The following is a 24,867-nucleotide window of genomic DNA, read 5'->3' as shown; positions in this document are numbered from 1 at the left end:
ATTGCGCCGTGTGTTGAAAGGAAAGGGAACGACCATGCGATGCAAACCTGCCTTGATTGCTGTCATTCTGGGCGCATCTGCGGCCCCGTTGGCGGCGCAGGACCTGTCGTTCAATCAGGACATCACCGCCGCGTTCCTGCTGCACACGCCTGATCTGGCTGGGCAGATGGCCTGTATCGGGGCTTCGGCCAATGCCTGTATGGAAAATACACCGGGCGGCTATTCGACGGCGGCCATGTCTGGCTGTCTGGACCGCGAATTGCAGTATTGGGACGCGCGGCTGAACGCGAATTACACGCAGGCCCGCGCCAAGGCACGCACTGCCGATAGCTATGTGGACGGCACCCCGTCCGAAACCGCCTTGCGCGATATGCAGCGGGCATGGATCACCTTTCGGGATGCCACCTGTGATTACGAGCGCTCCCACTGGGGCGGCGGCACAGGGGGTGGTCCGGCCACCTATAGCTGTCTGATGCGTATGACAGGGCAGCAGGCGCTGTATCTGGCCAACAGCGGGATCGGTGAATGAGCGACCTGCCCAACATTGCCCGAACCTGTCTGGACCATGACGCGGATGCGGTGGCGATCATCGACCTGTCGGAGGGCGCGCGCCGCGAGGTGCGCTTTGGCGCATTGGCTGAAATGGTCGACGGCATTGCCCGTCGTCTGGGGACACAGGTGCAGGCCGGCGACCGCGTGGGCGTGTTGCTCAGCCAGACACCGTGGTGTGCAGCGGCGCATCTGGCAATCTGGAAGATCGGCGCAATCTCGGTGCCGCTGTTCAAACTGTTCCAACGGGATGCTTTGGCGTCGCGTATCAGCGATGCTGGTGCCACTCTGGTGCTGACAGATGCCGAAGGGGCGGACCTGCTGGGCGATCTGGCGACACCGGTGATGGCCGCGACCTGCGGTGTTGCGGGCGGGCCTGTGGACTATGCGCCGGGCGGGGCGGATGTGCCCTGCGTGCTGATCTACACCTCGGGCACCACCGGCACGCCCAAGGGGGCGTTGCACGGGCACGGCGTGCTTGAGGGGCATCTGGCGGGCGTCAGCGCCAGCCACAACCATCTGGGACAGCAGGGCGATTGCCTGTGGACCCCCGCCGACTGGGCATGGATCGGCGGGCTGTTCGATGTGCTGATGCCGGGCCTGCGGCTGGGCGTGCCCGTCGTCGCCGCCCGAATGGCGAAATTCGATGTGGGCCGCTGTGCGCAGATCATCGCGGACGGCGACGTGCGCAACATCTTTTTCCCGCCCACCGCGCTGCGGATGCTCAAGGCGGCAGGGGCCAAACTGCCTGGCCTGCGCACTGTCGCCAGTGGTGGCGAGCCGCTGGGCGCTGAGATGCTGGCCTGGGGGCGCGATGCCTTTGGCGTGCAGATCAACGAATTTTACGGGCAGACCGAATGCAACATGGTCGCCAGCAGCTGCGCTGCCGATTTCCCGCCGCGCCCCGGTTGCATCGGCAAACCGGTGGCGGGGTTCGACATCGCGGTGATCGACGACGCAGGCCAGCCTGCGGAGGGCGAGGGCGACATCGCCATCCGGCGCGGTGCGCCCAGCATGATGCTGCGCTATTGGCAGCGGCCCGACGCGACCGCCGAGAAGTTTCGCGGCGACTGGATGCTGACCGGCGACCGTGGCCTGTGGGAGGGTGATTATCTGCGCTTCGTGGGCCGCGAGGATGACGTGATTACCTCGTCCGGCTACCGCATCGGCCCCGCCGAGATCGAGGATTGCCTGATGACCCACGCGGACGTGGTGACAGTGGGTGTGGTCGGCAAACCCGACCCGCTGCGCACCGAGATCGTCAAGGCCTATGTGGTGCTGAAAGACGGGGCCACGGCCAGCGAGAAAGACCTTCAAGACTACGTCAAGGCGCGACTGGCGCAATATTCCTACCCGCGCGAAATCGCATTCCTGGATGCGCTTCCGATGACGGTGACGGGCAAAGTGATCCGGCGTGAGTTGAAGGCCCGCGCTGCGGCGGAGGAGGCAGCATGACCTTAGCCGAACTTGATCTTCTGACGTCCCTCAAGGATCGTTCTGCGCGCCGCGTCTTCAAGCACCTCATCCATCCACTGGTTGATCGAGCGCGCCTCGGCAGAAGCCGCTTCGGAAATCAGCCGGTGATGTTCCGGTGTCGTGCGGAACGCAAGCTTGCCCGAATAGGGGCGTTCCGGCACGACACCATCTTCGGCGCAAGCCTCAAGATAGGCATCGACGCTGTCGTGAAACGCCTCTTCCAGCGTATCCACCGAATTGCCTGCAAAATGCACAGTGTCACGGATGCCTTCGACAACGCCATGAAACAGACGGTCGTCATTTTCAAACCAGATCGTTGGCGTGTAGCCCTTGAAGGCTTTCATGGTTCCATTCCTGTTTCTTTTAAAAACAGACGCAAAGCGACCAGCGCGCCCTTGTCTGTCTCGGGTTTGGGGTGCGGACGTTGGAAAACAGCTCTGCGTCCGTTCAACCGGATCAATACGCGTGAACCGGCGCGTTCTTCGACCTGGCCACCGAAGGCCGTGATCATCTTTTCAATATCGCTCCAGCGGATGTTTGAGCGTGTTGGTGTCTGGAAAACCGAAGCAAGTGTCGCGGCATGTTTCGAAGAGACCATTCAGACCCACCTTTTTCATAATTGGCATCAATTTTCTCCTTTGATGTTCAAGGCGGGCTTCATTGCCCTTGTATGCAATATAGTAGCAAATAGTGCTATCGTCAATGGAGGTTTCTCATGAAACTGACGTCACAGATTTTGACTTCATCGGCTGACTTCAAGGCCAACCAGCAGGCGCATGAGGCGGCCTTGCATCAGATACAGGAGGCGGCGCAAGCCGCTACCATGGGCGGCGGTGAACGGTCGCGTGACCGGCATGTCAGCCGTGGCAAGATGCTGCCGCGCGAACGGGTGGCGAACCTGCTGGATCCGGGCAGCCCGTTTCTTGAGGTGGGCGCGACTGCGGCCCACGGCATGTATGGCGGCGATGCCCCTGGCGCGGGCGTGATCACCGGCATTGGCCGCGTCATGGGCCGTGACGTGATGGTCGTGTGCAACGATGCCACCGTAAAGGGCGGCACCTATTACCCGATGACGGTCAAGAAACACCTGCGCGCGCAGGAGATTGCCGAGGCGAACCATCTGCCCTGCATCTATCTGGTCGACAGCGGCGGTGCGAACCTGCCCAATCAGGACGAGGTCTTTCCCGACCGCGACCACTTTGGCCGCATCTTTTTCAATCAGGCGCAGATGAGCGCCAAGGGCATTCCGCAAATCGCTGTGGTCATGGGCTCGTGTACGGCGGGCGGGGCCTATGTGCCTGCGATGTCCGATGTCACCATCATCGTACGCGATCAGGGCACGATCTTTCTGGCCGGGCCCCCGCTGGTCAAGGCGGCCACGGGCGAGGTGGTCAGCGCCGAGGATCTGGGCGGCGGCGAAGTCCACACGCGCCTGTCGGGCGTGGCGGACTATCTGGCCGAGGATGACACACACGCGCTGGCGTTGGCGCGCCGCGCCGTCGGCTCGCTGGAAGGTGCGGCGTCGCGTCTGACGGCGGGTGCGGTCAGCTATGACGAGCCTGCCTATGATCCGGCGGAACTGCTGGGGGTGGTGCCTGCGGATGCGCGCACGCCCTATGACATCCGCGAGGTGATCATGCGGCTGGTCGATGGCAGCGTGTTCGACGAGTTCAAATCCCGTTTCGGTGAAACGCTGGTCTGCGGCTTTGCCCACGTCAAAGGTACGCCTGTGGGCATCATCGCCAACAACGGGGTGTTGTTTTCCGAAGCCGCACAAAAGGGCGCGCATTTTGTCGAGCTGTGCTCGCAACGCAAAATCCCGCTGGTGTTCCTGCAAAACATCACCGGCTTCATGGTGGGGCGCAAATACGAAAACGAAGGCATCGCGCGCCACGGGGCCAAGATGGTGACGGCGGTGGCGACCACGTCGGTGCCGAAAATCACCATGCTGGTCGGCGGATCGTTCGGCGCGGGTAACTATGGCATGGCGGGGCGGGCCTATTCGCCGCGTTTCCTGTGGACCTGGCCCAACAGCCGGATCAGCGTCATGGGCGGCGCACAGGCGGCCGGGGTGCTGGCCACGGTCAAACGCGACGGCATGGAAGCACGCGGCGAGACATGGAGCGCCGAGGACGAGCAGGCCTTCAAGCAGCCGACGATTGATATGTTCGAGGAACAGTCGCACCCGCTTTATGCCAGCGCGCGGCTGTGGGACGACGGGGTGATCGACCCGCGCAAGAGCCGCGACGTGCTGGATCTGAGCCTGCGCGCCAGCCTGAATGCGCCGATCGAAGACACGCGCTTTGGTCTGTTCCGCATGTGAGTTTTGCCGGCGGTGGACGGGGGCCAGCCCCCGGACCCCCGGGATATTTTTGGCCAAAAGAAATGGCCCAGTGAAAGATTTAGAGGACGGGAATGATGTTTGACACGATCCTGATTGCGAACCGGGGCGAGATTGCCTGTCGGGTGATGGAAACAGCGCAGAGCATGGGCGTGGCCTGTGTGGCGGTCTATTCGGATGCGGATGCGCAGGCCAAGCATGTGGCGATGGCCGACCGCGCCGTACACATTGGCGGGGCGGCACCTGCGGACAGTTACTTGCGCGGCGATGTGATCATTCAGGCTGCGCTGGATACAGGGGCGCAGGCGATCCATCCCGGCTATGGCTTTCTGTCCGAGAATCCGGATTTTGTCGAGGCGGTGGAGGCGGCGGGCTTGGTGTTCATCGGCCCCTCTGCCAGCGCGATCCGTGCGATGGGGCTGAAAGACGCGGCCAAGGCGCTGATGGTCGAGGCGGGCGTGCCCGTGGTGCCCGGCTATCACGGGGCGGACCAGTCGGATGATCTGCTGGCGGCAGAGGCCGAGAAGATCGGCTATCCGGTGCTGATCAAGGCCGTCGCGGGCGGCGGCGGCAAGGGGATGCGTCAGGTCGACACGGCGGCGGGCTTTCACGAGGCGCTGGCCTCGGCGCGGTCCGAAGCCAAGACCGCCTTTGGCAATGCCGACGTGCTGGTCGAGAAATTCGTCAGCAAGCCGCGCCATATCGAGGTGCAGGTCTTTGGCGACGGCAGCCGTGCGGTGCATCTGTTCGAACGCGATTGTTCGTTGCAGCGCCGTCACCAGAAGGTGATCGAAGAGGCACCGGCCCCCGACATGACGCCCGAGATACGCGCCGCCATGGGGGCGGCCGCTGTGCGTGCGGCCGAGGCCATCGGTTACGCCGGTGCGGGCACGGTGGAATTTATCGTCGACGGGTCGAACGGGCTGAACGCCGACGGCTTCTTTTTCATGGAAATGAACACGCGGTTGCAGGTGGAACACCCCGTGACCGAGGCGATCACCGGCGTCGATCTGGTGGAATGGCAGTTGCGCGTTGCGGCGGGCGAGGCGCTGCCGGCGGCACAGGAGGATCTGGGCATCAGCGGCCATGCTTTCGAGGCGCGGCTCTATGCCGAGGATGTGCCCAAGGGGTTCCTGCCCGCGACCGGTACGCTGACGCATCTGCAGTTCCCCGACGGATGCCGCGCCGACAGCGGTGTGCGGGCGGGCGATGTGATCAGCCCGTTTTACGATCCGATGATCGCCAAGGTGATCGTGCATGGCCCCACGCGTGACGTCGCACTGGCGCGCCTGCGCACGGCGCTGTCGGGCACGCAGGTGGGCGGCACGGTCACCAACCTTGCCTTTCTCGGGGCCTTGGCCGGGCACAAGGGCTTTGGCCGGGGCGAGGTCGACACCGGCCTGATCGCGCGTGATCTGGACGATCTGGTCGCCGCCCCGCAAGCCGCGCCGAGTCATGCGGTGGCGGCGGGGATGGTCGCGCTGGGGCTGGACCGGCCTGCGGGCGACACAGGCTTTGCCCTGTGGGCACCGCTGCGGCGCAGCCTGACGCTGGTGCATGGCGACGCGGATATTGCCCTGACGGTCGATGTTCTAAGTGCGACAGCGCAGGATTGGGTGGTGGACGGCACCGCCGTCGCGGTGCGCCGTGTGGGTGCGCTGTGGCATATCGACGGGCAGGTGGCGCCTGACGTGGCGCGGGCGGGTGCGCAGATCACCGTTTTTGACGGCTATGGGCTGGCTTATGGCGTTGTTGATCCGCTGGAACGCGCCAGTGCCGCAGGCGGCGATGGCAACCTGATCGAGGCACCGATGCCGGGGCTGGTGCGTGCGGTCTTTGCCAAGGCGGGGCAGGCGGTCAAGGCGGGCGAGCGGCTGGCCATTCTGGAAGCGATGAAGATGGAGCACAGCCTGTTGGCCGTGCGCGATGGCATCGTCGCCGAAGTGCTGGTGGACGAGGGCGCGCAGGTCGAGGCCGGCGCGGCACTGGTGCAATTGGAACCGGAAGCCTAGGCTGGCTTCAGCAAGGGAGGAATTGCTATGAGTCTAGGTGCTTGTGAGATTTTCGAAGTTGGTCCGCGCGACGGGTTGCAGAACGAAGTCAACGAGATTTCGGTGGCCGATAAGGTTGCTTTGGTCGATCTGCTGAGCCGTGCCGGTTTCAGCCGCATCGAATGTGCGTCATTTGTCAGCCCCAAGTGGGTGCCGCAAATGGCAGGCAGCGCCGAGGTGCTGGCGGGAATCACCCGTGGGGACGGCATCCGCTATGCGGCGCTGACCCCCAACATGCGTGGATTCGAGGATGCGCAGGCGGCGGGTGCGGACGAGATCGCGGTGTTTGCCTCGGCTTCGGAGGGGTTTTCCAAGGCCAATATCAACGCAACCATTGCGGAATCTCTGGAACGGTTCGCGCCAGTGATCGAGGCCGCGCGCCATATTGATCTGCCGGTGCGGGGCTACATCTCTTGCGCTGTGGAATGTCCTTTTGACGGGGCGGTTGCGCCGCAGGCCGTGGCCGATCTGGCGGACAAGCTGTTCGCCATGGGGTGTTATGAAATCAGCCTGGGCGACACCATCGGCAAGGGGACGCCCGACGCGGTGGCCCGCATGTTGCTGGCAGTGCGCGACGTGGTGCCTGTGGGCCGTCTGGCGGGGCATTTCCATGACACCAACGGGCGGGCGATGGACAATATCGACGCGGCTTTGGCGATGGGCGTGCGGGTGTTCGATGCGGCAGTGGGGGGCTTGGGCGGTTGCCCCTATGCCCCGGGTGCCGCTGGAAACGTGGCAACCGAGGCCGTGGCCGCGCACCTGAAACGGCTGGGCTATCAGACCGGGCTGGACGCGGATGTGATTGCCGAGGCGGCCGCCTTTGCCAGGAGCCTGCGCAGTTAAACGTACAAAAAGGACGGGAATATGTACAAGACGATTTCGATCGACGTGGACGCACGCGGTGTGGCCACGCTGACGCTGGACCGTGCAGAAAAGCACAACGCGATGTCGGCGCAGATGCTGGCCGAACTGACCGAAGCGGCGGCCGTGCTGGGCGCGGATGACGCGGTGCGTGTGGTGGTGCTGACCGGCGCGGGCAAATCGTTCTGTGCGGGCGGCGATCTGGACTGGATGCGTGAACAGATGGCCGCCGATCCCGAGACACGGGCGCGCGAGGCAGGCAAGCTCGCGCATATGTTGCAGGCGCTGAACACAATGCCCAAGCCGCTGATCGGCATGGTGCAGGGCAACGCATTCGGCGGCGGGGTCGGCATGGCGTCGGTCTGTGATGTGGCCATCGGCGCGGAGCATCTGAAGATGGGCCTGACCGAAGTACGTCTGGGCATTATTCCCGCCACCATCGGCCCCTATGTCATTGCCCGCATGGGCGAGGGGCGGGCGCGGCGGGTGTTCTTTTCCGGCCGCCTGTTCGATGCGTCCGAAGCGGTCGATCTGGGCCTTCTGGCGCGGGTGGTGCCTGCGGATGATCTGGCCGCTGCAGTCGAGGCCGAAGTGCTGCCCTATCTGAGCACGGCCCCCGGCGCCGTCGCCTCGGCCAAGGCGCTGGCACGTTCCCTGGGGCCGCGCATTGATGCGGGCACCATCGACATGACCATTCAGGCGCTGAAAGAGCGTTGGGAGACCGAGGAAGCCGCCGAGGGGATCGGCGCGTTTTTCGACAAGCGCAAGGCGGCGTGGATGGGGTGACGTTGCACGGGGTTGGTCGACAGCTGCCGGTGAACAGCAAGCCGGCAACCTTGGCCCTATGCGTTGATCATGGTTGGTCAATCCAGACCAAGCCTACAGAAATGCCAAATCGACGCTCAGGCTGCGCAATCTGGGTGTCGGCTATGCGGACAAAGCTGACTTTGACCTTTGATCCGCCAATGTCGGCTAAAGTGTACAGCGTTCAAATGTGTTGATATACGACTGACACGCCACAGCCCAAAGCGGCTTCGATTTCGCTTACGGTCTCATCCGGCATTTTCGCTAGGTTCGGGTTCATAGCACTCAGTGCAAAACGACCGAAGGCCTGATGGAATTCATAGCTTAGCTCATCAAGCGAAGCTGACGCAGAACAGCAGGGCATTGGGTATTCATTTAGCTGGCAACCTGACGTTTCGTCAAAGTCTGACGACATTGCCTCGCCCCACCAGTCAAAGTCGATATCGGCGCTGCACCGTGGGCATGTGATCGTTTCAAGATTCGCACCGCAGTCAAAGAATTGGATGTGCTCGCTCTGAACGATTTCGAATTCCTCGGCATCCGGCATCGATTTTTCCAAGAGTTCGAGTGCAGCCTTAGCTTCGTCCTGTGAAGGAATATGCTCCGGTTGTTTGGGAACGATCAAAATCCAATTGTCAGACATAGTTTGCGCCTCATCACACTTTTCATCGGTCCGAATAGCAGACATTCACGTTTTATCCAGCATTGGTCAATCAGGGCTCAAACCGGACCTTCACTGCGCCCGGACTTCATGTCCGCAATGTCAGGTCGCCGGGAAAAAGGGGGTGTCCGGCGCAGGTCTGCGGCCAGCGTTCTGCGTTCCACCTCGCGCAGCTTTGCCCGTGCCTTTGCGTCGTCGCCACCTGTCTCTTGCATGGCCCTTTGCCAGACCCTCAGAACGGATCGGGGCGACCATGGCAAAACGGCCTCTTGCGCAACCCAGTGGCGCAAGGGGGGTGGCAGCCCGTCGAAGGCGGCCATTTTGCAACCCTTGCGGGCTTTGCGCTTCAACGTGCTCCGCGTGTTCGAGGCGCGGGCCGGTTTCATCCTCTGCGCCCTCACGCGGCTTCGCCTGTTTTGCGCCAGCCCGGGAAAGGATCGGCAAGACCGGCCCACAGGGCGGGTTGCATATCTGTTTCATCCACCAGTGCAGCATCCAGCGTGGCCGTGATCGCGGCCCTGTCCATGCCTGACCCGATGAACACCAGCTCTTGTCGCCGGTCACCGAAGGGGTCTTGCCAGTTTTTCGCAAGATAGCTGCGCATTTGCGGGTGATCCGGTCGCCGTTCGGGCGGTACGCTGGCCCACCATGTTCCAAGGGGGGCGATTTTGCTCAGCGCGCCGGCAAGCGAGAATTCGGCCAGCCAGTCGGGGCGGGTGGCGATCCAGAAATGTCCCTTGGCGCGGATCACGCCGGGCAGGGGACCATTCAGCGCATCGTGTACCTTTTGCGGATGAAACGGCCGCCGTGCGCGATAGACAAAAGAGGAAACGCCGTATTCTTCGGTCTCGGGGATGTGGTCGGTAAAGCCGTACAGTTCCTTGGCCCACAAAGGGTGGTCATGCGCGGTTTCAAAATCAAAAAGCCCGGTGTCGAAGATCTGTTGTTGCGGAACGTGCCCATAGTCTGTTTCGACAATTTTTGCATCGGGGTTGAGGGCGGTGATGATCAGACGCGCGGCGGTGGTGCGGTCCGCTCCGGCGTCGGTCACCTTGTTCAGCACAACAACATCGGCAAATTCGATCTGGTCAACCAACAGGTCAACCAGCGTGCGGTCGTCGCCATCGCCCAGACTTTCGCCGCGGTCGCGCAGGAAATCGTGGCTGGCGTAGTCTTTCAGCAGGTTGACCGCATCGACCACGGTGACCATCGTATCCAGCCGCGCCACATCCGACAGGCTTTGACCTTCGGCATCGCGAAATTCAAATGTCGCTGCGACGGGCAGCGGTTCGGACACGCCGGTGGATTCGATCAGCAGGTAGTCGAACCGGTTTTCCGCCGCCAGACGCCGCACTTCGATCAGCAGATCGTCACGCAGGGTGCAGCAGATGCAGCCGTTGGTCATCTCGACCAGTTTCTCGTCGGTCTGGCTGAGGTCGCCGCCGCCATCACGCACCAGATCGGCGTCGATGTTCACTTCGGACATGTCGTTGACGATCACGGCCACGCGCCGCCCGTCGCGGTTGTTCAGAACATCGTTCAACAGCGTGGTTTTGCCGGCACCAAGAAAACCGGACAGAACAGTGACGGGAAGGCGGTTGTCGGTCATGGATGAGTCCTGTATAATATGTTATATCATAACAAATACAAAAGACGCGCAGCCTGCACAAGCCGTTTTTCCCGGGTCAGGCCCCCAAGGTCACGACCATGTGTCCTGCGGAGTCGAAAAAGAGCTGGCCATCAGCCTGTGCCCTGTGATCTGCGTGCAGCACGGGCACCAGATGCGCCGCGTGCCCTTAGGTCAACTTTACCACCCCATGTGTCGTTCGGGCGTCGTAAAAGCGTCGTTTTCACCGCTGCCGCATGGTCAGAACAGATGCACAAACGCATATCCGGCAGGCTGCCGTCCTGCGGGTCGCGCAAGTCCCGGATATGATTTTCACCGTACAGGAGACCTGGATGGAACCCCGACTGATCGCAATTCTTATCCTGCTGCCATTCGTGGTGGCCTTTGTATATGCGGTGGTTCACGAATACAGGCGTTACAATTCAGAAGGCAAAATGACGTATGGGTTGGCCTATGACGAGGAGACAGGAACGACCCATGTCACGGGAATACCGGATCATGAGGAGAGTTTTGATCTTGATGAGTTCGATCCCAATGGCTGGAATGGCTTTGGCGGCCAGGTGCAGCTAGAGGCGGAAACTGTGCCGGAAACCGAGGCCGCAGAGGACACGGGCAGCGCAAAGGGCGCTGAGGGCGCACCTGATGCAGCGCGGCCGCCAGCGGACCCCACAGCACAGCGCGCGCCCGACTTTGAAAAAACCTGAAAAATCATGACTGCCGGCCGGGGCCAGACCGAGGGCGGACCGGGGCAGGGCGTGCGAAGAGCAAGCGTCGCCCACGGGCTGTGGTGCCCCGCGCATCAATGTCGAAACCCTTGCGCGCCTCGGTTGACCTCATCCGCGCGCGCGCGTAAACCTGCGGCAGTCTTTTAGGGCCGCGCGATCCTGTGCGCTGGCAAAGCAAAGGAACCAAACGTGGACGAGATGCTGCGCGAATACCTTCCCATTCTGGTGTTTCTGGCCGTTGCCATTGCACTGGGCCTGATTCTGATCCTCGCCGCTTTGGTCATCGCCGTGCGCCGCCCCGACCCCGAAAAGGTCAGCGCCTATGAATGCGGGTTCAATGCATTCGACGATGCGCGGATGAAATTCGATGTGCGGTTCTACCTTGTGTCGATCCTGTTCATCATCTTCGATCTGGAAATCGCTTTCCTGTTTCCATGGGCCGTTGCGTTCAAAGACATCAGCATGGCAGGTTTCTGGTCGATGATGGTGTTTCTGGGCGTTCTGACCGCAGGCTTTGCCTATGAATGGAAAAAAGGCGCGCTTGAGTGGCAGTAAGCCACTGATGAGCGCCGATTTGAAAAGCCGCCCTGCAACGGGGCGGCTTTTGTCATTTCAGGGGGCGGGCAGGTCGGGCGCCGCTTTCCGGGGCGTTTTCCAGCCATCAGAGCAACTTGACCACGTTTTCCCTGTGATCGGGCAAGCATGTCGCGTTGACGCTCTGGCAGGGCTGGGCTACACCCAAGACCAACATGCGGGTCGGCGGATTATCGCAGCCCGTCATCCCGACAAAACGCTGGAGCGAAGCGCATATGTCAATTGCCACATCACCGAACGCTGCGGGGGCCGACCGCGAGGTCGCAACCCAGAGCCTGAACGCCGAGTTGCAGGACAAGGGTTTTCTGCTGACCTCGACCGAGGATCTGATCAACTGGGCCCGCACCGGCAGCCTGCACTGGATGACATTCGGTCTGGCGTGCTGCGCGGTCGAGATGATGCACACCTCGATGCCCCGCTATGACCTGGAACGCTTCGGCACCGCGCCGCGCGCTTCTCCACGCCAGTCGGACCTGATGATCGTGGCCGGCACGCTGACCAACAAGATGGCACCGGCCCTGCGCAAGGTCTACGACCAGATGCCCGAACCGCGCTATGTGATCTCGATGGGGTCCTGCGCCAATGGCGGCGGCTACTATCACTACAGCTATTCGGTGGTGCGCGGCTGTGACCGTATCGTGCCGGTCGACATCTATGTGCCGGGCTGCCCGCCCACGGCCGAGGCGTTGCTGTACGGAATCATGCAATTGCAGCGCAAGATGCGCCGCACCGGAACAATCGTCCGCTGAGGCGGACGCTGCGATATTCACCCGCCACGGCGGGCAGGGGCGGGACAGACCGCACCACACAGACAGACTTCGGGTAAGGATAACCGATGAGCGATGCACTGAAAGAACTGGGAACCTACATCGAGGCCAAGCGGCCGGGCTGCGTTCTGGCATGGGACATCAGCCACGGCGAGCTGAACGTCGACGTCACACCTAACAACATCGTGGGGCTGGTCGAGTTTCTGAAAACCGATGCAACCTGCCGGTTCTCGTCGCTGGTCGACATCACGGCGGTTGACTACACAGGCCGTGCCAAGCGGTTTGACGTGGTCTATCACTTCCTCAGCATGTACCAGAACCACCGCATCCGCCTGCGCGTTTCGGTGCGCGAGGACGCGATGGTGCCGTCGATCGTTGACGTGCACCCCTCGGCCAACTGGTTCGAGCGCGAGATTTTCGACATGTTCGGCATTCTGTTCTCGGGCCACCCCGACCTGCGCCGTATCCTGACCGATTACGGTTTCCGCGGCTATCCGCTGCGCAAGGATTTCCCGACCACCGGCTATACCGAGGTCCGCTATGACGAGGCGCAAAAGCGCGTGGTCTACGAACCCGTCAGCCTGGTGCAGGAATACCGCCAGTTCGATTTCATGTCCCCGTGGGAGGGTGCGGAATACATCCTGCCGGGGGATGACAAGGCCGCAGACGGCAAGGATGCCAAGTGATGGGCGGCGTCTGGTGGCTCATCCTGTCGGCGCTGACAGCCATTCCGATGCTGAAACTGCTGCCGTTCTTCGGGATCAACAAATACTGGGCTGCGGCATGTGTTGTTCCGTTTGGCACCATCGCGTTGCTGTGGTGGATCGGACTGCGGCTGCAAGATCTGGAAAAACGCTGATGGGCGCGAATTTGCAATTAGACTATGACTTTGTCGTGCCCGCCAAGGGCGCGCTGCCGCTGCGGTGGCACGAACACATGCAGGAGAGAGCGGGATGATGGACGGCTCCAAAGGTTTCGAAGACGCCCTGACGGGCGAGCAGAAAATCCGCAACTTCAACATCAACTTCGGGCCTCAGCACCCGGCGGCGCACGGCGTGTTGCGGCTGGTGCTGGAGCTGGACGGCGAGATTGTCGAACGCTGCGATCCGCACATCGGCCTGCTGCACCGTGGCACCGAAAAGCTGATGGAAAGCCGGACGTACCTGCAAAACCTGCCCTATTTCGACCGGCTGGATTATGTGGCGCCGATGAACCAGGAACACGCCTGGTGTCTGGCCATCGAAAAGCTGACCGGCGTCGAGGTGCCGCGCCGCGCGTCGCTGATCCGTGTGCTCTATTCCGAGATCGGGCGCGTGCTGAACCACCTGCTGAACGTGACCACGCAGGCCATGGACGTCGGCGCGCTGACGCCGCCGCTGTGGGGCTTTGAAGAGCGCGAAAAGCTGATGATTTTCTACGAGCGGGCCTGTGGCGCGCGTCTGCACGCGGCCTATTTCCGTCCCGGCGGTGTGCATCAGGATCTGCCCGATGCGCTGCTGGACGATATCGAGCAGTGGGCGCATGAATTCCCCGCCGTTCTGGCCGACATCGACGGGCTGCTGACCGAAAACCGCATCTTCAAACAGCGCAACGCCGACATTGGCGTGGTGACCGAAGAGGACATTCTGGAATACGGCTTTTCCGGTGTGATGGTGCGCGGGTCCGGTCTGGCATGGGATTTGCGCCGGTCACAGCCCTATGAATGCTATGACGAGTTCGATTTCCAGATTCCTGTGGGCAAGAACGGCGACTGCTATGACCGCTATCTTGTGCGCATGGAAGAAATGCGCCAGTCGGTCAGCATCATCAAACAGGCCATCGGCAAATTGCGCGAAGCCACAGGCGACATTCTGGCCCGTGGCAAGATCACCCCGCCCAGCCGGACGGATATGAAAACCTCGATGGAAAGCCTGATCCATCACTTCAAGCTGTACACCGAAGGGTTCCACGTTCCTGCGGGCGAAGTTTACTGCGCTGTCGAAGCCCCCAAGGGTGAATTCGGCGTCTATCTTGTGGCCGATGGCAGCAACAAACCCTACCGCGCCAAGATCCGCGCGCCGGGGTTCCTGCACTTGCAGGCGATGGACCACATGAGCCGTGGTCACCAACTGGCCGACGTCGCCGCGATCATCGGCACCATGGATGTGGTGTTCGGAGAGATCGACCGGTGATGGTTTCCCTCGCGCTTCATCTTGCCCAGAAAACTCCCGCCGGAGGCTCCTGCCTTGGCCACGCGAACCGAAAGTCGAACTGATGCTCCGCCGCTTGCACCCTGACCAACCCGAAAGCTTTGCCTTTACCCCCGCCAACCAGGCCTGGGCCGAAGCGCAGATTACCAAATACCCCGAGGGCCGTCAGGCCAGCGCCATCATCCCGCTGCTCTGGCGCGCACAAGAGCAGGAAGGCTGGTTGACCCGCCCTGCGATTGAACATGTGTCGTCGATGCTGGGCATGGCCTATATTCGCGGTCTCGAAGTGGCGTCGTTCTACTTTATGTTCCAGCTGCAACCGGTTGGTTCTGTGGCACATATTCAGGTTTGCGGCACCACCTCCTGCATGATCTGCGGGGCCGAGGACCTGATGGCAGTCTGCAAGTCCAAGATCGCGGCGAAACCGCATGAGTTGTCGGCGGACGGCAAGTTTTCGTGGGAAGAGGTCGAATGCCTCGGGTCCTGCGCCAATGCGCCCATGGCCCAGATCGGCAAGGATTATTACGAGGATCTGACAACCGACCGCATGGCCGAGATCATCGACGAGATGGCCGCAGGCCGCGTGCCCGTGCCCGGTCCGCAAAACGGGCGCTATGCGTCGGAACCGCTGAGCGGTCTGACCTCGCTGACCGAATACGACAGCGGCAAGACACAATACAACGCCAGCGCCCAGTTGGCGACAGATATCGGTGACACCATCAAGCGTATTGACGGCACCGAAGTACCGTTGACCGCACCCTGGCAGGGCAAGGCGGCCAATGCCGCGTCGAAACCGCCTGCGAAACCCGAAGCGCGCACCGCGCCGTCGGCGCCAGTGGCCGAAACCAAGGCCAAAGTTGCAAAAGCGCCTGCCTCGGAAACGCAGTCCAAAGCCAAGCCCAAGCGCAGCGAGACCGCGCCACAGGCGGATGCGGGCAAAAAGCCCCGCACCATGAAAGCGCCGCGCAAGGCGGGGGCTGATGATCTGAAGCTGATCAAAGGTGTCGGTCCCAAGCTGGAAGGTTTGCTGAACGACATCGGCATTTACCATTTCGACCAGATCGCCAAATGGGGTGATGCCGAAGTGGCATGGGCCGACGAGAACCTTGTGGGTTTCAAGGGGCGCGTCAGCCGTGACAGCTGGGTTGAACAGGCTGTCAAACTCGCCGCTGGTGAAGAGACCGAATTTTCCACCCGTGCGAAGAAGGACGGTATCTATAACGAATAAATAGGATTTCAGGAGAGGGACCATGATGAACGACGACAACACGATGCAGCATTGCGCACGAAAGTGCTGGATGCTGGCGGCGATAGCGGGGGTGGTTTTGGCCATACTGCTGCTCGCCTTTGCCGGATGGGGCTTTTGGGGCTCGATTCTGGCCGGGATTGTGGTGTTCGCGGTCGGTGGTTTTCTTCTGAAGTCCGTGCAATGTGGCTCTGTGGACGCTGAAGCGTCTGGCACGACGACGCAACCGGCCCCCAAGCCAGCGCCGGCAACCGACGCAGCCCCCGCGGCTGAAAAGGCTCCCGTGGCCGCAGCGCCAACAGCAGAACAGGCGGTATCTGCCGCTGCCGCAGCCCCCGAAGCCAGGGTGTTGGTCAAACCCAGCGCCCGTCTGGCCGGTCAGGAAGAACTGGCCGCGCGCAAGGGCAGCTGGAAATACGAAAAGCCCGCCGAGGACGCTGCGCCCAAACCCGTCGCGTCAAAAGCACCGGCCAAGAAAAACGCTGCCAACAAGGATGCAGGCACCACCACAGCGCGCGCACCCGTTGCTGCCGATGGCAAGCCCGAGATGCTGGACGCCCCGCGCGCCGGAGGGGCGGACGATCTGAAGCAGATCAAAGGTGTCGGCCCCAAGCTGGAAGCCTTGCTGAACGAGATGGGCATCTACCACTTTTCGCAGGTGGCCGGATGGCGCAAGAAAGAAGTCGAATGGGCCGACCAGAACCTTGTGGGGTTCAAAGGTCGGGTCAGCCGTGATGAATGGGTCAAACAGGCCAAGGTGCTGGCCAAGGGTGGCAGCACAGAGTTTTCGAATAAGGTCAAGAAAGGCGGCGTTTACTAAACGCCGACAGATTTGATGCAGGGTCAGGATAGCACAAACAAGACAGGGCAGCGTCTGGCGCTGTGGATTGTCGGCGTGGCGCTGTTCTGGCTTGGCACGACAATCGCAGGGGGCTATCTCGGCTGGACAAGCCGGACGCAGGCTCTTTTTGACCTTGCAGCGCTGGCCGGTTTCGGCTGGGCGTTGTGGATGGGTTTCAACATCTGGCGCGCGCGCCAGAAAGACAAAGGCTGAACGGACATGTTGCAGGACAAGGACCGGATTTTTACCAACCTCTACGGTATGCATGACCGCACGCTGAAAGGCGCGCAGGCGCGTGGCCATTGGGATGGTACGGGCGCGATCATCAAGAAGGGTCGTGACTGGATCATTTCCCAGATGAAAGACAGCGGCCTGCGCGGGCGCGGCGGTGCGGGTTTCCCGACCGGTCTGAAATGGTCGTTCATGCCCAAGGAAAGCGACGGTCGCCCGGCCTATCTGGTGGTGAACGCGGACGAATCCGAACCGGGCACCTGCAAGGACCGCGAAATCATGCGCCACGATCCGCACACGCTGATCGAGGGCTGTCTGATTGCGTCCTTCGCGATGAACGCCAACGCCTGCTACATCTACATTCGCGGCGAATACATCCGCGAGCGTGAGGCCCTGCAGGCGGCGATTGACGAATGCTATGACGCGGGTCTGGTCGGCAAGAACGCCGCGAAATCCGGTTGGGATTTCGACATTTATGTGGCCCACGGTGCCGGCGCCTATATCTGCGGCGAGGAAACCGCGCTGCTGGAAAGCCTTGAGGGCAAGAAGGGCATGCCGCGCATGAAGCCGCCGTTCCCTGCGGGTGCGGGTCTGTACGGTTGCCCGACCACGGTGAACAACGTGGAATCCATCGCCGTGGTGCCGACGATCCTGCGGCGCGGGCCGGACTGGTTCTCGTCCTTTGGCCGCCCCAACAACGCGGGCACCAAGCTGTTTGCGATCAGCGGTCACGTGAACAACCCCTGCGTCGTCGAAGAGGCGATGTCGATCACGTTCGAAGAGCTGATCGAAAAGCATTGCGGCGGCATTCGCGGCGGCTGGGACAACCTCAAGGCTGTGATCCCCGGCGGCTCGTCCGTGCCCTGTATTCGCGGCGAGCATATGCGCGAGGCAATCATGGATTTCGATTACCTGCGCGAGCAGCGGTCGGGTCTGGGCACGGCGGCGGTGATCGTGATGGACAAGGACACCGACATCATCAAGGCGATCTGGCGTCTGGCCAAGTTCTACAAACACGAAAGCTGCGGCCAGTGCACGCCCTGCCGTGAAGGCACCGGCTGGATGATGCGCGTGATGGACCGTCTGGTCAAAGGCGATGCCGAGGTCGAAGAGATCGACATGCTGCTGGACGTGACCAAACAGGTCGAGGGCCACACCATCTGTGCGCTTGGCGATGCGGCGGCCTGGCCGATCCAGGGTCTGATCCGCAACTTCCGCGATGAAATCGAGGACCGTATCAAACACAAGCGCACGGGCCGCGTCAGCGCCGTTGCCGCGGAATAGGACATGACAATGGAACTCTATTCCCACGCCATCGCATCCATGGGCGGATATGCCGTGTTGATGATCGTGCTGACGGCTTTGTCGGCCACGGGTCGTACCGATGCGATGCGGTGCGACTGCGGGCAGGTCAAACGCGACTATGCCAATGCGATGTACCGCAAGGGGCGCGCACATGCGAATGCCGTCGAGAGTGCAGGACCGTTCATCGCGGCCGTTGTCGCGGCCATCCTGATGGGGGCCAGCCCGTTCTGGGTGAACCTGTTGGCTTCGGTCTTTCTGACCGCGCGGATCGTGATGGCCTATGTGCACATCGCCACCACCAACCAGCCGATGCGCAGCCTGTTCTGGTCGATCAGCATGCTGTCGGTTCTGGCGCTTGCGATCATGGCAATCTGGGAGGCGTTTTGATGCGGGTGGTTCTGTTGCTGGTGGCGGCACTGGCTGTGACAGGGTGTTCGCAGCGCGACAAGGGCATCGCCTTTGACGGCCATTATTACCGCGCCAAGACCAAAAAGGTCGGCGATGACCGCGCGGTGTTCCAGTCCGAGATCAAGCCGGTATCGCAAAGTCTGGAAGGCGCGCGCGAGGCCGGGCGTCATGCGGCGACAAAATATTGCATCGAAAATTTCGGCACCTCCAACGTCGCGTGGACGTGGGGGCCGGATGGTGCAGACGGAACATTGTCGGTGACCAACGACACGCTTTTGCTGCAAGGGACATGCGACGTTCTATGAACGCTGTGGCGACATATCGCCCTGTTCCCGTCTCGGGGCTGCCCTGTTATTGCATATCAGGGCGCGGGTTTCCCATTTGCGAAGAGGGGCTTGCGCATGTGCGGGCCCCGTTTCGCAGCACAGGAGACCTGACTATGCGACTGAAGACCTTTGTTCTGGGCGCAACACTTGCGCTGTCGGCGGCCACCGCAACCTCAGCCGGTGCCAAACCGCATCTGCGGGACACGCCGATTGACGACGGTTTGCTGGCGGTTGGCCTTGCCGACGAGATTCGCAGTGGCTGTCCCGATATCTCGGCACGGATGCTCAAGGCGCTTGGCTATCTTAGCGGATTGAAAAGTCAGGCCCATGCAATGGGCTATTCCGACGCCGAAATTGACGCCTATCGGAAATCCGGCACGGAAAAGGCGCGGCTGAAATCGCGCGGTGCGGCATATTTGGCTGCCAATGGGGTTGTCGTCGGACAGCCAGAGACGTATTGCGCGCTTGGGCGCAAAGAAATCGAAAAATCGAGCCAGATCGGTTCGTTACTCAGGGTGAATTGACGCATGAGCGACCTTCGCAAGATCATCATCGACGGCCACGAAATCGAAGTAGACGGGGCGATGACCCTGATTCAGGCTTGTGAGCAGGCCGGGGTCGAGGTTCCGCGCTTTTGCTATCACGAGCGGCTGACGATTGCGGGCAACTGCCGGATGTGTCTGGTCGAGGTTGTCGGCGGTCCGCCCAAGCCTGCGGCGTCTTGCGCGATGCAGGTGCGTGATCTGCGCCCCGGTCCCGAAGGCCAGCCGCCTGTGGTGAAAACCAACAGCCCGATGGTCAAGAAGGCCCGCGAGGGCGTGATGGAATTCCTGCTGATCAACCACCCGCTGGATTGCCCGATCTGCGATCAGGGCGGCGAATGCGACCTGCAGGATCAGGCGATGGCCTACGGCGTTGATTTCAGCCGTTTCCGCGAACCCAAACGCGCGACCGAGGACCTGGATCTGGGGCCGCTGGTCGAAACCCATATGACGCGCTGCATTTCCTGCACCCGTTGTGTGCGCTTCACCACCGAAGTGGCGGGTATCACCCAGATGGGCCAGACCGGGCGCGGCGAGGATGCCGAGATCACGTCCTATCTGGGCGAGACGCTTGATTCGAACATGCAGGGCAACATCATCGACCTGTGCCCCGTGGGCGCGCTGGTGTCGAAACCCTACGCGTTTACCGCCCGCCCGTGGGAGCTGACCAAGACGGAAAGCATCGACGTGATGGATGCGCTGGGATCGTCGATCCGCGTGGACACCAAGGGGCGCGAAGTGATGCGGTTCCTGCCGCTGAACCATGACGGCGTGAACGAAGAATGGATTTCGGACAAGACCCGTTTCGTCTGGGACGGTCTGCGCCGCCAGCGTCTGGACACGCCGTATATCCGCGAGAACGGCAAGCTGCGCAAAGCCGACTGGGGCGAAGCGCTGCAACTGACGGCCTCCAGGATCAAGGGCGCGGACAAGCTGGCCGGTCTGGTCGGTGATCTGGCACCGGTCGAGGCGATTTTTGCGCTGAAGCAGTTGATCGAAGGGCAGGGCGGTGCTGTCGAATGCCGCACCGATGGCGCCAAGCTTGAGGCAGGCAACCGGTCGTCCTATGCCGGCACCGCGCGGATCGAGGATATTGACAGCGCCAAGTTCATCCAGCTGATCGGCACCAACCCCCGCACCGAAGCCCCCGTGCTGAACGCGCGTATCCGCAAGGCGTGGTCTGCTGGGGCCAACGTGGGTCTGGTGGGTGAATCTGTTGATCTGACCTATGATTACGCCCACGTCGGCACCGACCGTGCCGCTTTGGACAGCCTTCTGGGCAAGGATTACGGCGCTGTGCTGGACGCACCTTCGATCGTGATCGTGGGGCAGGGCGCACTGCAAGAGGCGGATGGCGCGGCCGTTCTGGCCGCCGCAATGAAGCTGGCCGAGGACACCAATTCGAAATTCATGGTTCTGCACACCGCCGCATCCCGCGTGGGTGCGCTGGATGTGGGCGCGGTCAACGACCGTGGCATGGACGCCGTGGCCGAGGCCGACGTGATCTATAACCTTGGCGCGGACGAAGTCGAAATCGCCGAAGGTGCGTTTGTGATCTATCAGGGCAGCCATGGAGACCGTGGTGCACACCGCGCCGACGTGATCCTGCCCGGTGCCGCCTATACCGAGGAAAGCGGCGTGTTCATCAACACCGAAGGCCGCCCGCAACTGGCCCAACGCGCCAGCTTTGCCCCCGGCATGGCCAAGGAAAACTGGGCCATCCTGCGCGCCCTGTCGGGCGAGCTGGAGGCGGTTCTGCCCTATGACAATCTGGCCACCCTGCGCACGGCGCTGGTCGAGGCGGTCCCACATATTGCCGATCTGGACGAAGTGCCGGAAAACGCCTGGCAGCCGGTGGCCGCTGGCAAATTGGGTACGGCGTCTTTCCGCAACGCGGTGTCCGATTTCTATCTGACCAACCCGATCGCACGTTCCAGCCAGTTGATGGCCGAGCTGAGCGCCAACGCCAAGGCGCGCACCGAAGGGGCAATGGCCGCAGAATGATCCGTCTGGGCATCATAGCCTTGGCGCCGCTGGCAGCCTGCACCGAACCGGAAATCACGGCCGAGCGTCTGATTCCCGATTATCGGGGCGTGCAGACATCGCTGCTGGACAACGATCTGGTGCAGTTCGATGTGGAAATGACAAATGCGCTCAGCACCAAAGACGTGTCTGACTATGCGCAATGTGCCGCAGCCCGTTATGCGCTGATCCGTGGATACGGATTTGCGCGTCATGTGCGGACAAATGTAAACGAAGAGGGTGGCGTGTGGCAGGCAGATGCTGTTTACACCATCTCGCCATCCTTGCCGCGCGGATTGCGCACCATCGACGCCGAAGTCGTGGCTGCCAACTGTGCGGAAAAAGGGATACCGACGGTGTGAGGACCTATGGCTGACTTTTTCATGAACCATCCGTTGGGCATTGCCCTGTTGATCATCGGGCAGATTTTCCTGCTGGTGATCCCGCTTCTGGTCGCCTTGGCGTTCCTGATGTACGCCGACCGCAAGATCTGGGCCGCTGTCCAGATGCGCCGTGGCCCCAACGTCGTGGGCATCTTTGGCCTGCTGCAAAGTTTTGCGGACTTTGGCAAATATATCGTCAAAGAGGTCGTTGTGCCCGCCGGTGCCGACAAGACGGTGTTCTTTATGGCGCCGATGGTCAGCCTGGTTATGGCGCTGATCGCCTGGGCGGTGATCCCGTTCAACGACGGTTGGGTGTTGTCCAACATCAACGTTGCCATCCTGTACGTCTTTGCCGTGTCCTCGCTGGAGGTTTACGGCGTGATCATGGGCGGCTGGGCGTCGAACTCGAAATATCCGTTCCTTGGGTCGCTGCGGTCTGCCGCGCAGATGATTTCTTATGAGGTCAGCATCGGTCTGATTATCATCGGTGTGATTATCTCGTCCGGTTCGATGAACTTTGGCGACATCGTCACCTCGCAGGATGGCGACTGGGGCGTGTTCAACTGGTACTGGCTGCCGCACTTCCCGATGCTGTTCCTGTTCCTGATCTCGGCACTGGCCGAAACCAACCGCCCGCCGTTCGATCTGCCCGAGGCGGAATCGGAACTGGTGGCCGGCTATCAGGTCGAATATTCGTCCACGCCTTTCCTGCTGTTCATGATCGGTGAACTGGTGGCCGTGGTGCTGATGTGCGCGCTGATCTCGCTGATGTTCTTCGGTGGCTGGCTGTCGCCCGTGCCGTTCCTGCCCGATGGCATCCTGTGGATGATCCTGAAAATGGGCTTTGTCTTTTTCATCTTCTCGATGGTCAAGGCAATCACCCCGCGCTACCGCTATGACCAGCTGATGCGTCTGGGCTGGAAAGTGTTCCTGCCGTTCAGCCTGGTTTGGGTGGTCTTCGTGGCATTTGCTGCAAAATTTGAATGGTTCTGGGGCGTTTACGCGCGCTGGACTGTAGGGGGCTAAGCATGACCCAGATCGACTATACCCGCGCGGCCAAGTATTTCCTGCTTCAGGATTTCTGGGGCGGCATGAAGCTGGGGATGAAATATTTCTTCCGGCCCAAGGCGACGCTGAACTATCCCCACGAAAAGGGGCCGCTGTCCCCGCGTTTCCGGGGGGAACACGCCCTGCGCCGCTATCCCAATGGCGAGGAACGCTGCATCGCGTGCAAATTGTGCGAGGCAATCTGCCCCGCGCAGGCGATCACCATCGACGCGGAACCGCGCGAGGACGGCAGCCGCCGCACCACGCGCTATGACATCGACATGACCAAATGCATCTATTGCGGTTTCTGTCAGGAAGCCTGCCCGGTGGACGCGATTGTCGAGGGACCGAACTTTGAATTCTCGACCGAGACCCGCGAAGAGCTGTTTTATGACAAGGCCAAGCTGCTGGAAAACGGCGACCGCTGGGAAGCCGAGATTGCCCGCAACCTGGAACTGGATGCACCGTACCGATGAGTGATCCCACCAACCCCTTTGCCGCAATGATGGCCCAGATGCAGGAAATGGCGAAAACCTTTCCGGCGATGGAAGCTTTTGATCTGAAGAAATTCGAGGGCATGTTCCCGACGATGCCCAAAGAGATGATGGAAGCGATGTTCGGCAACGCCTTTAACGAAGGCGGTCTGGACGCGCGGACACGGCTTTTGCTGACGCTGGCCGGGTTGGTCATGCAGGGTGCGCAGAACGAAATCGGGTTGCGCCAGACGGTGCGCCATGCGGTCGAGGCTGGCGCCACCGACCAGCATATCAGCGAAACGATAGCGATGATGTCGATGTTTGCAGGCATCCCCGCAACGACCAAGGCGATGGAGATCGCGCAGGCCGTCATGAAAGAGGACAAAGAGACATGAGCGTTTTTGCCTTTTACCTGTTTGCGATCTCGGTGATCGCCGGTGGGCTGTTCACGGTCATCAGCCGCAACCCCGTGCATTCGGTGCTGTGGCTGATCCTGTCGTTCCTGTCGGCTGCGGGCCTGTTCGTGCTGCTGGGCGCGGAATTTGTCGCCATGCTGCTGGTCATTGTCTATGTCGGCGCGGTTGCGGTTCTGTTCCTGTTCGTCGTCATGATGCTGGACATCGACTTTGCCGAGCTCAAGGCCGAGATGGCGCGCTATATGCCGCTGGCCCTGCTGATCGGGCTGGTGATCCTGATGCAATTCGTCATGGCCTTTGGCGCATGGGAAGCCAACGCCGCCGCCGAAGGGCTGCGCGCACAGGCGATCCCGGTCGACCGGCACAACACCGAAGCGCTGGGGATGATCCTCTATGACCAGTATTTCCTGCTGTTCCAGCTGGCCGGCCTGATCCTGCTGGTTGCGATGATCGGGGCCATCGTGCTGACGCTGCGCCACCGCAAGGATGTGAAGCGTCAGGACGTGGTCGCACAGATGATGCGTGATCCGGCCAAGGCGATGGAACTGAAAGACGTGAAATCGGGGCAGGGGCTGTAATGAACTTTGCGCTGACCGCCGATGGGGATCTTGCCGCGATGGCAACGATCCGCACCGGATCTGACATAAAACAAAAAGCCGAGGGACGAGAATGATCGGACTTGAACATTACCTGACAGTGGCAGCCACGCTGTTTGTCATCGGCATCTTCGGGCTTTTCCTGAACCGCAAGAACGTGATCATCCTGCTGATGAGCATCGAGTTGATGCTGCTGGCGGTGAACATCAACCTTGTGTCCTTTTCCAGTTTCCTGGGCGATCTCGTCGGGCAGGTGTTCACCCTGTTCGTGCTGACGGTCGCCGCCGCCGAGGCCGCGATCGGCCTTGCGATCCTTGTGTGTTTCTTCCGCAACCGTGGCACCATCGCGGTTGAAGACGTCAACGTGATGAAGGGCTGAATTC

The 24,867-nt window shown here is 61.5% G+C and carries 31 protein-coding genes; 26 read left to right on the top strand and 5 right to left on the bottom strand.

Translation table 11 applies throughout. From position 1 onward, the window contains the following. The first annotated feature begins 34 nt into the window (after window positions 1-34). Window positions 35-529 (top strand): lysozyme inhibitor LprI family protein, encoded by a 495-nt coding sequence (locus tag DSM107133_RS11860; RefSeq protein ID WP_114294842.1) that lies wholly within the window; start codon window positions 35-37, stop codon window positions 527-529. Then, a complete protein-coding gene (locus DSM107133_RS11855; RefSeq protein ID WP_114294843.1) occupies window positions 526-2,004 on the top strand; it encodes an AMP-binding protein in 1,479 nt (492 codons plus the stop codon). The genes DSM107133_RS11860 and DSM107133_RS11855 overlap by 4 nt, the downstream gene beginning before the upstream one ends. 2 nt (window positions 2,005-2,006) lie before the next feature. On the opposite strand, the gene DSM107133_RS11850 is transcribed toward DSM107133_RS11855, so the two are convergent. Together DSM107133_RS11850 and DSM107133_RS11845 are read right to left on the bottom strand one after the other, a co-directional pair. After that, window positions 2,007-2,369, bottom strand: a complete 363-nt coding sequence (locus DSM107133_RS11850; RefSeq protein WP_114294844.1) for a type II toxin-antitoxin system HicB family antitoxin — start codon at window positions 2,367-2,369, stop codon at window positions 2,007-2,009. Then, window positions 2,366-2,623 (bottom strand): type II toxin-antitoxin system HicA family toxin, encoded by a 258-nt coding sequence (locus tag DSM107133_RS11845; protein WP_114294845.1) that lies wholly within the window; start codon window positions 2,621-2,623, stop codon window positions 2,366-2,368. The genes DSM107133_RS11850 and DSM107133_RS11845 overlap by 4 nt, the downstream gene beginning before the upstream one ends. Before the next feature lie 117 nt (window positions 2,624-2,740). Here DSM107133_RS11845 and DSM107133_RS11840 point away from each other — a divergent pair, with 117 nt between their 5' ends. The 4 genes from DSM107133_RS11840 (at window position 2,741) to DSM107133_RS11825 (ending at window position 8,064) form a co-directional block, all read left to right on the top strand. Continuing rightward, window positions 2,741-4,348: a carboxyl transferase domain-containing protein gene (locus tag DSM107133_RS11840; RefSeq protein ID WP_114294846.1), complete on the top strand. Its 1,608-nt coding sequence runs from the start codon at window positions 2,741-2,743 to the stop codon at window positions 4,346-4,348. Between the two features lie 95 nt (window positions 4,349-4,443). Further along, window positions 4,444-6,378, top strand: coding sequence for a biotin carboxylase N-terminal domain-containing protein (locus DSM107133_RS11835; RefSeq protein ID WP_114294894.1), 1,935 nt, complete (start codon window positions 4,444-4,446; stop codon window positions 6,376-6,378). Between the two features lie 27 nt (window positions 6,379-6,405). Further along, complete coding sequence (locus tag DSM107133_RS11830) at window positions 6,406-7,260, top strand: hydroxymethylglutaryl-CoA lyase (protein ID WP_114294847.1); 855 nt, start codon at window positions 6,406-6,408, stop codon at window positions 7,258-7,260. Between the two features lie 21 nt (window positions 7,261-7,281). Then, window positions 7,282-8,064, top strand: a complete 783-nt coding sequence (locus DSM107133_RS11825) for a crotonase/enoyl-CoA hydratase family protein (RefSeq protein WP_114294848.1) — start codon at window positions 7,282-7,284, stop codon at window positions 8,062-8,064. A 202-nt stretch (window positions 8,065-8,266) separates the two neighbouring features. Here DSM107133_RS11825 and DSM107133_RS11820 read toward each other — a convergent pair whose 3' ends face one another. Genes DSM107133_RS11820 through DSM107133_RS11810 form a run of 3 tightly spaced genes read right to left on the bottom strand, consistent with a single transcriptional unit; the run spans window position 8,267 to window position 10,352 of the window. Beyond that, complete coding sequence (locus DSM107133_RS11820; protein ID WP_114294849.1) at window positions 8,267-8,770, bottom strand: hypothetical protein; 504 nt, start codon at window positions 8,768-8,770, stop codon at window positions 8,267-8,269. Window positions 8,771-8,802: 32 nt separating this feature from the next. Then, window positions 8,803-9,129, bottom strand: coding sequence for a DUF6525 family protein (locus DSM107133_RS11815; RefSeq protein ID WP_114294850.1), 327 nt, complete (start codon window positions 9,127-9,129; stop codon window positions 8,803-8,805). Between the two features lie 11 nt (window positions 9,130-9,140). After that, the gene (locus DSM107133_RS11810) at window positions 9,141-10,352 is read right to left on the bottom strand and encodes a GTP-binding protein (RefSeq protein WP_114294851.1); all 1,212 of its coding nucleotides are present in this window, start codon (window positions 10,350-10,352) and stop codon (window positions 9,141-9,143) included. 350 nt (window positions 10,353-10,702) lie between these two features. Between DSM107133_RS11810 and DSM107133_RS25060 the strand changes: the two genes are divergently transcribed. From DSM107133_RS25060 to nuoK, 20 genes are all read left to right on the top strand, one after another. After that, window positions 10,703-11,074, top strand: coding sequence for a hypothetical protein (locus DSM107133_RS25060; protein WP_347568680.1), 372 nt, complete (start codon window positions 10,703-10,705; stop codon window positions 11,072-11,074). A 210-nt stretch (window positions 11,075-11,284) separates the two neighbouring features. Further along, window positions 11,285-11,650 (top strand): NADH-quinone oxidoreductase subunit A, encoded by a 366-nt coding sequence (locus DSM107133_RS11800; RefSeq protein WP_114294852.1) that lies wholly within the window; start codon window positions 11,285-11,287, stop codon window positions 11,648-11,650. A gap of 254 nt (window positions 11,651-11,904) precedes the next feature. Then, a complete protein-coding gene (locus tag DSM107133_RS11795) occupies window positions 11,905-12,438 on the top strand; it encodes an NADH-quinone oxidoreductase subunit B (RefSeq protein WP_028956107.1) in 534 nt (177 codons plus the stop codon). A gap of 86 nt (window positions 12,439-12,524) precedes the next feature. Further along, complete coding sequence (locus tag DSM107133_RS11790) at window positions 12,525-13,142, top strand: NADH-quinone oxidoreductase subunit C (RefSeq protein ID WP_114294853.1); 618 nt, start codon at window positions 12,525-12,527, stop codon at window positions 13,140-13,142. Then, entirely contained in the window at window positions 13,142-13,315 is a 174-nt protein-coding gene (locus DSM107133_RS11785) for a hypothetical protein (RefSeq protein ID WP_205387882.1), read from the top strand. Before DSM107133_RS11790 ends, DSM107133_RS11785 begins: the two co-directional genes overlap by 1 nt. Before the next feature lie 97 nt (window positions 13,316-13,412). Further along, window positions 13,413-14,627 (top strand): NADH-quinone oxidoreductase subunit D, encoded by a 1,215-nt coding sequence (locus tag DSM107133_RS11780; protein ID WP_205387884.1) that lies wholly within the window; start codon window positions 13,413-13,415, stop codon window positions 14,625-14,627. Window positions 14,628-14,709: 82 nt separating this feature from the next. Further along, on the top strand, window positions 14,710-15,873 hold the full coding sequence (locus DSM107133_RS11775; RefSeq protein WP_114294855.1) for an NADH-quinone oxidoreductase subunit E: 1,164 nt from the start codon (window positions 14,710-14,712) through the stop codon (window positions 15,871-15,873). A 22-nt stretch (window positions 15,874-15,895) separates the two neighbouring features. Beyond that, the gene (locus tag DSM107133_RS11770) at window positions 15,896-16,711 is read left to right on the top strand and encodes an endonuclease (RefSeq protein ID WP_240310631.1); all 816 of its coding nucleotides are present in this window, start codon (window positions 15,896-15,898) and stop codon (window positions 16,709-16,711) included. Between the two features lie 15 nt (window positions 16,712-16,726). After that, window positions 16,727-16,945, top strand: coding sequence for a DUF5337 domain-containing protein (locus tag DSM107133_RS11765; protein WP_114294856.1), 219 nt, complete (start codon window positions 16,727-16,729; stop codon window positions 16,943-16,945). A 6-nt stretch (window positions 16,946-16,951) separates the two neighbouring features. Further along, complete coding sequence (gene nuoF, locus DSM107133_RS11760) at window positions 16,952-18,247, top strand: NADH-quinone oxidoreductase subunit NuoF (protein ID WP_028956115.1); 1,296 nt, start codon at window positions 16,952-16,954, stop codon at window positions 18,245-18,247. Window positions 18,248-18,256: 9 nt separating this feature from the next. Further along, window positions 18,257-18,655, top strand: a complete 399-nt coding sequence (locus DSM107133_RS11755) for an MAPEG family protein (RefSeq protein WP_114294857.1) — start codon at window positions 18,257-18,259, stop codon at window positions 18,653-18,655. Next, a complete protein-coding gene (locus DSM107133_RS11750; protein WP_114294858.1) occupies window positions 18,655-18,981 on the top strand; it encodes a hypothetical protein in 327 nt (108 codons plus the stop codon). Before DSM107133_RS11755 ends, DSM107133_RS11750 begins: the two co-directional genes overlap by 1 nt. 134 nt (window positions 18,982-19,115) lie before the next feature. After that, window positions 19,116-19,526 (top strand): DUF5333 domain-containing protein, encoded by a 411-nt coding sequence (locus tag DSM107133_RS11745; protein ID WP_162792129.1) that lies wholly within the window; start codon window positions 19,116-19,118, stop codon window positions 19,524-19,526. 3 nt (window positions 19,527-19,529) lie between these two features. Further along, the gene (nuoG, locus tag DSM107133_RS11740) at window positions 19,530-21,548 is read left to right on the top strand and encodes an NADH-quinone oxidoreductase subunit NuoG (RefSeq protein ID WP_114294859.1); all 2,019 of its coding nucleotides are present in this window, start codon (window positions 19,530-19,532) and stop codon (window positions 21,546-21,548) included. Further along, window positions 21,545-21,928, top strand: a complete 384-nt coding sequence (locus DSM107133_RS11735) for a hypothetical protein (RefSeq protein ID WP_205387883.1) — start codon at window positions 21,545-21,547, stop codon at window positions 21,926-21,928. The genes nuoG and DSM107133_RS11735 overlap by 4 nt, the downstream gene beginning before the upstream one ends. Before the next feature lie 6 nt (window positions 21,929-21,934). Continuing rightward, window positions 21,935-22,975 carry an NADH-quinone oxidoreductase subunit NuoH gene (gene nuoH / locus DSM107133_RS11730; protein WP_114294860.1) on the top strand — a complete coding sequence of 347 codons (1,041 nt, stop codon included), beginning with the start codon at window positions 21,935-21,937 and terminating at the stop codon, window positions 22,973-22,975. Between the two features lie 2 nt (window positions 22,976-22,977). Next, complete coding sequence (gene nuoI / locus DSM107133_RS11725; RefSeq protein ID WP_114294861.1) at window positions 22,978-23,472, top strand: NADH-quinone oxidoreductase subunit NuoI; 495 nt, start codon at window positions 22,978-22,980, stop codon at window positions 23,470-23,472. Further along, window positions 23,469-23,867: a carboxymuconolactone decarboxylase family protein gene (locus DSM107133_RS11720; RefSeq protein WP_114294862.1), complete on the top strand. Its 399-nt coding sequence runs from the start codon at window positions 23,469-23,471 to the stop codon at window positions 23,865-23,867. Before nuoI ends, DSM107133_RS11720 begins: the two co-directional genes overlap by 4 nt. Next, a complete protein-coding gene (locus DSM107133_RS11715; protein WP_028956124.1) occupies window positions 23,864-24,466 on the top strand; it encodes an NADH-quinone oxidoreductase subunit J in 603 nt (200 codons plus the stop codon). The genes DSM107133_RS11720 and DSM107133_RS11715 overlap by 4 nt, the downstream gene beginning before the upstream one ends. Window positions 24,467-24,557: 91 nt before the next feature. Then, window positions 24,558-24,863 carry an NADH-quinone oxidoreductase subunit NuoK gene (gene nuoK, locus DSM107133_RS11710; RefSeq protein WP_028956125.1) on the top strand — a complete coding sequence of 102 codons (306 nt, stop codon included), beginning with the start codon at window positions 24,558-24,560 and terminating at the stop codon, window positions 24,861-24,863. Window positions 24,864-24,867 lie beyond the last annotated feature (4 nt).

It is taken from the genome of Pseudosulfitobacter sp. DSM 107133, from assembly GCF_022788695.1.
Classification (GTDB): Bacteria; Pseudomonadota; Alphaproteobacteria; order Rhodobacterales; family Rhodobacteraceae; genus Pseudosulfitobacter.
The sequence above is the reverse complement of the archived record's forward strand: the minus strand, read 5'-3'. Positions and strand labels throughout refer to the sequence as shown.

Coding starts and splice junctions, on each gene's coding strand:
- nuoF (WP_028956115.1), top strand. CDS start 16,952: ATGTTGCAGGACAAGGACCGGATTTTTACCAACCTCTACGGTATGCAT.
- nuoG (WP_114294859.1), top strand. CDS start 19,530: ATGAGCGACCTTCGCAAGATCATCATCGACGGCCACGAAATCGAAGTA.
- DSM107133_RS11850 (WP_114294844.1), bottom strand. CDS start 2,369: ATGAAAGCCTTCAAGGGCTACACGCCAACGATCTGGTTTGAAAATGAC.
- DSM107133_RS11790 (WP_114294853.1), top strand. CDS start 12,525: ATGAGCGATGCACTGAAAGAACTGGGAACCTACATCGAGGCCAAGCGG.
- DSM107133_RS11750 (WP_114294858.1), top strand. CDS start 18,655: ATGCGGGTGGTTCTGTTGCTGGTGGCGGCACTGGCTGTGACAGGGTGT.
- DSM107133_RS11745 (WP_162792129.1), top strand. CDS start 19,116: ATGCGACTGAAGACCTTTGTTCTGGGCGCAACACTTGCGCTGTCGGCG.
- DSM107133_RS11815 (WP_114294850.1), bottom strand. CDS start 9,129: ATGAAACCGGCCCGCGCCTCGAACACGCGGAGCACGTTGAAGCGCAAA.
- DSM107133_RS11715 (WP_028956124.1), top strand. CDS start 23,864: ATGAGCGTTTTTGCCTTTTACCTGTTTGCGATCTCGGTGATCGCCGGT.
- DSM107133_RS11855 (WP_114294843.1), top strand. CDS start 526: ATGAGCGACCTGCCCAACATTGCCCGAACCTGTCTGGACCATGACGCG.
- DSM107133_RS25060 (WP_347568680.1), top strand. CDS start 10,703: ATGGAACCCCGACTGATCGCAATTCTTATCCTGCTGCCATTCGTGGTG.
- DSM107133_RS11835 (WP_114294894.1), top strand. CDS start 4,444: ATGTTTGACACGATCCTGATTGCGAACCGGGGCGAGATTGCCTGTCGG.
- DSM107133_RS11840 (WP_114294846.1), top strand. CDS start 2,741: ATGAAACTGACGTCACAGATTTTGACTTCATCGGCTGACTTCAAGGCC.
- DSM107133_RS11755 (WP_114294857.1), top strand. CDS start 18,257: ATGGAACTCTATTCCCACGCCATCGCATCCATGGGCGGATATGCCGTG.
- DSM107133_RS11860 (WP_114294842.1), top strand. CDS start 35: ATGCGATGCAAACCTGCCTTGATTGCTGTCATTCTGGGCGCATCTGCG.
- DSM107133_RS11810 (WP_114294851.1), bottom strand. CDS start 10,352: ATGACCGACAACCGCCTTCCCGTCACTGTTCTGTCCGGTTTTCTTGGT.
- nuoH (WP_114294860.1), top strand. CDS start 21,935: ATGGCTGACTTTTTCATGAACCATCCGTTGGGCATTGCCCTGTTGATC.
- DSM107133_RS11780 (WP_205387884.1), top strand. CDS start 13,413: ATGGACGGCTCCAAAGGTTTCGAAGACGCCCTGACGGGCGAGCAGAAA.
- DSM107133_RS11720 (WP_114294862.1), top strand. CDS start 23,469: ATGAGTGATCCCACCAACCCCTTTGCCGCAATGATGGCCCAGATGCAG.
- DSM107133_RS11735 (WP_205387883.1), top strand. CDS start 21,545: ATGATCCGTCTGGGCATCATAGCCTTGGCGCCGCTGGCAGCCTGCACC.
- DSM107133_RS11820 (WP_114294849.1), bottom strand. CDS start 8,770: ATGTCTGCTATTCGGACCGATGAAAAGTGTGATGAGGCGCAAACTATG.
- DSM107133_RS11845 (WP_114294845.1), bottom strand. CDS start 2,623: ATGGTCTCTTCGAAACATGCCGCGACACTTGCTTCGGTTTTCCAGACA.
- DSM107133_RS11830 (WP_114294847.1), top strand. CDS start 6,406: ATGAGTCTAGGTGCTTGTGAGATTTTCGAAGTTGGTCCGCGCGACGGG.
- nuoK (WP_028956125.1), top strand. CDS start 24,558: ATGATCGGACTTGAACATTACCTGACAGTGGCAGCCACGCTGTTTGTC.
- nuoI (WP_114294861.1), top strand. CDS start 22,978: ATGACCCAGATCGACTATACCCGCGCGGCCAAGTATTTCCTGCTTCAG.
- DSM107133_RS11825 (WP_114294848.1), top strand. CDS start 7,282: ATGTACAAGACGATTTCGATCGACGTGGACGCACGCGGTGTGGCCACG.
- DSM107133_RS11775 (WP_114294855.1), top strand. CDS start 14,710: ATGCTCCGCCGCTTGCACCCTGACCAACCCGAAAGCTTTGCCTTTACC.
- DSM107133_RS11795 (WP_028956107.1), top strand. CDS start 11,905: ATGTCAATTGCCACATCACCGAACGCTGCGGGGGCCGACCGCGAGGTC.
- DSM107133_RS11785 (WP_205387882.1), top strand. CDS start 13,142: ATGGGCGGCGTCTGGTGGCTCATCCTGTCGGCGCTGACAGCCATTCCG.
- DSM107133_RS11770 (WP_240310631.1), top strand. CDS start 15,896: ATGATGAACGACGACAACACGATGCAGCATTGCGCACGAAAGTGCTGG.
- DSM107133_RS11765 (WP_114294856.1), top strand. CDS start 16,727: ATGCAGGGTCAGGATAGCACAAACAAGACAGGGCAGCGTCTGGCGCTG.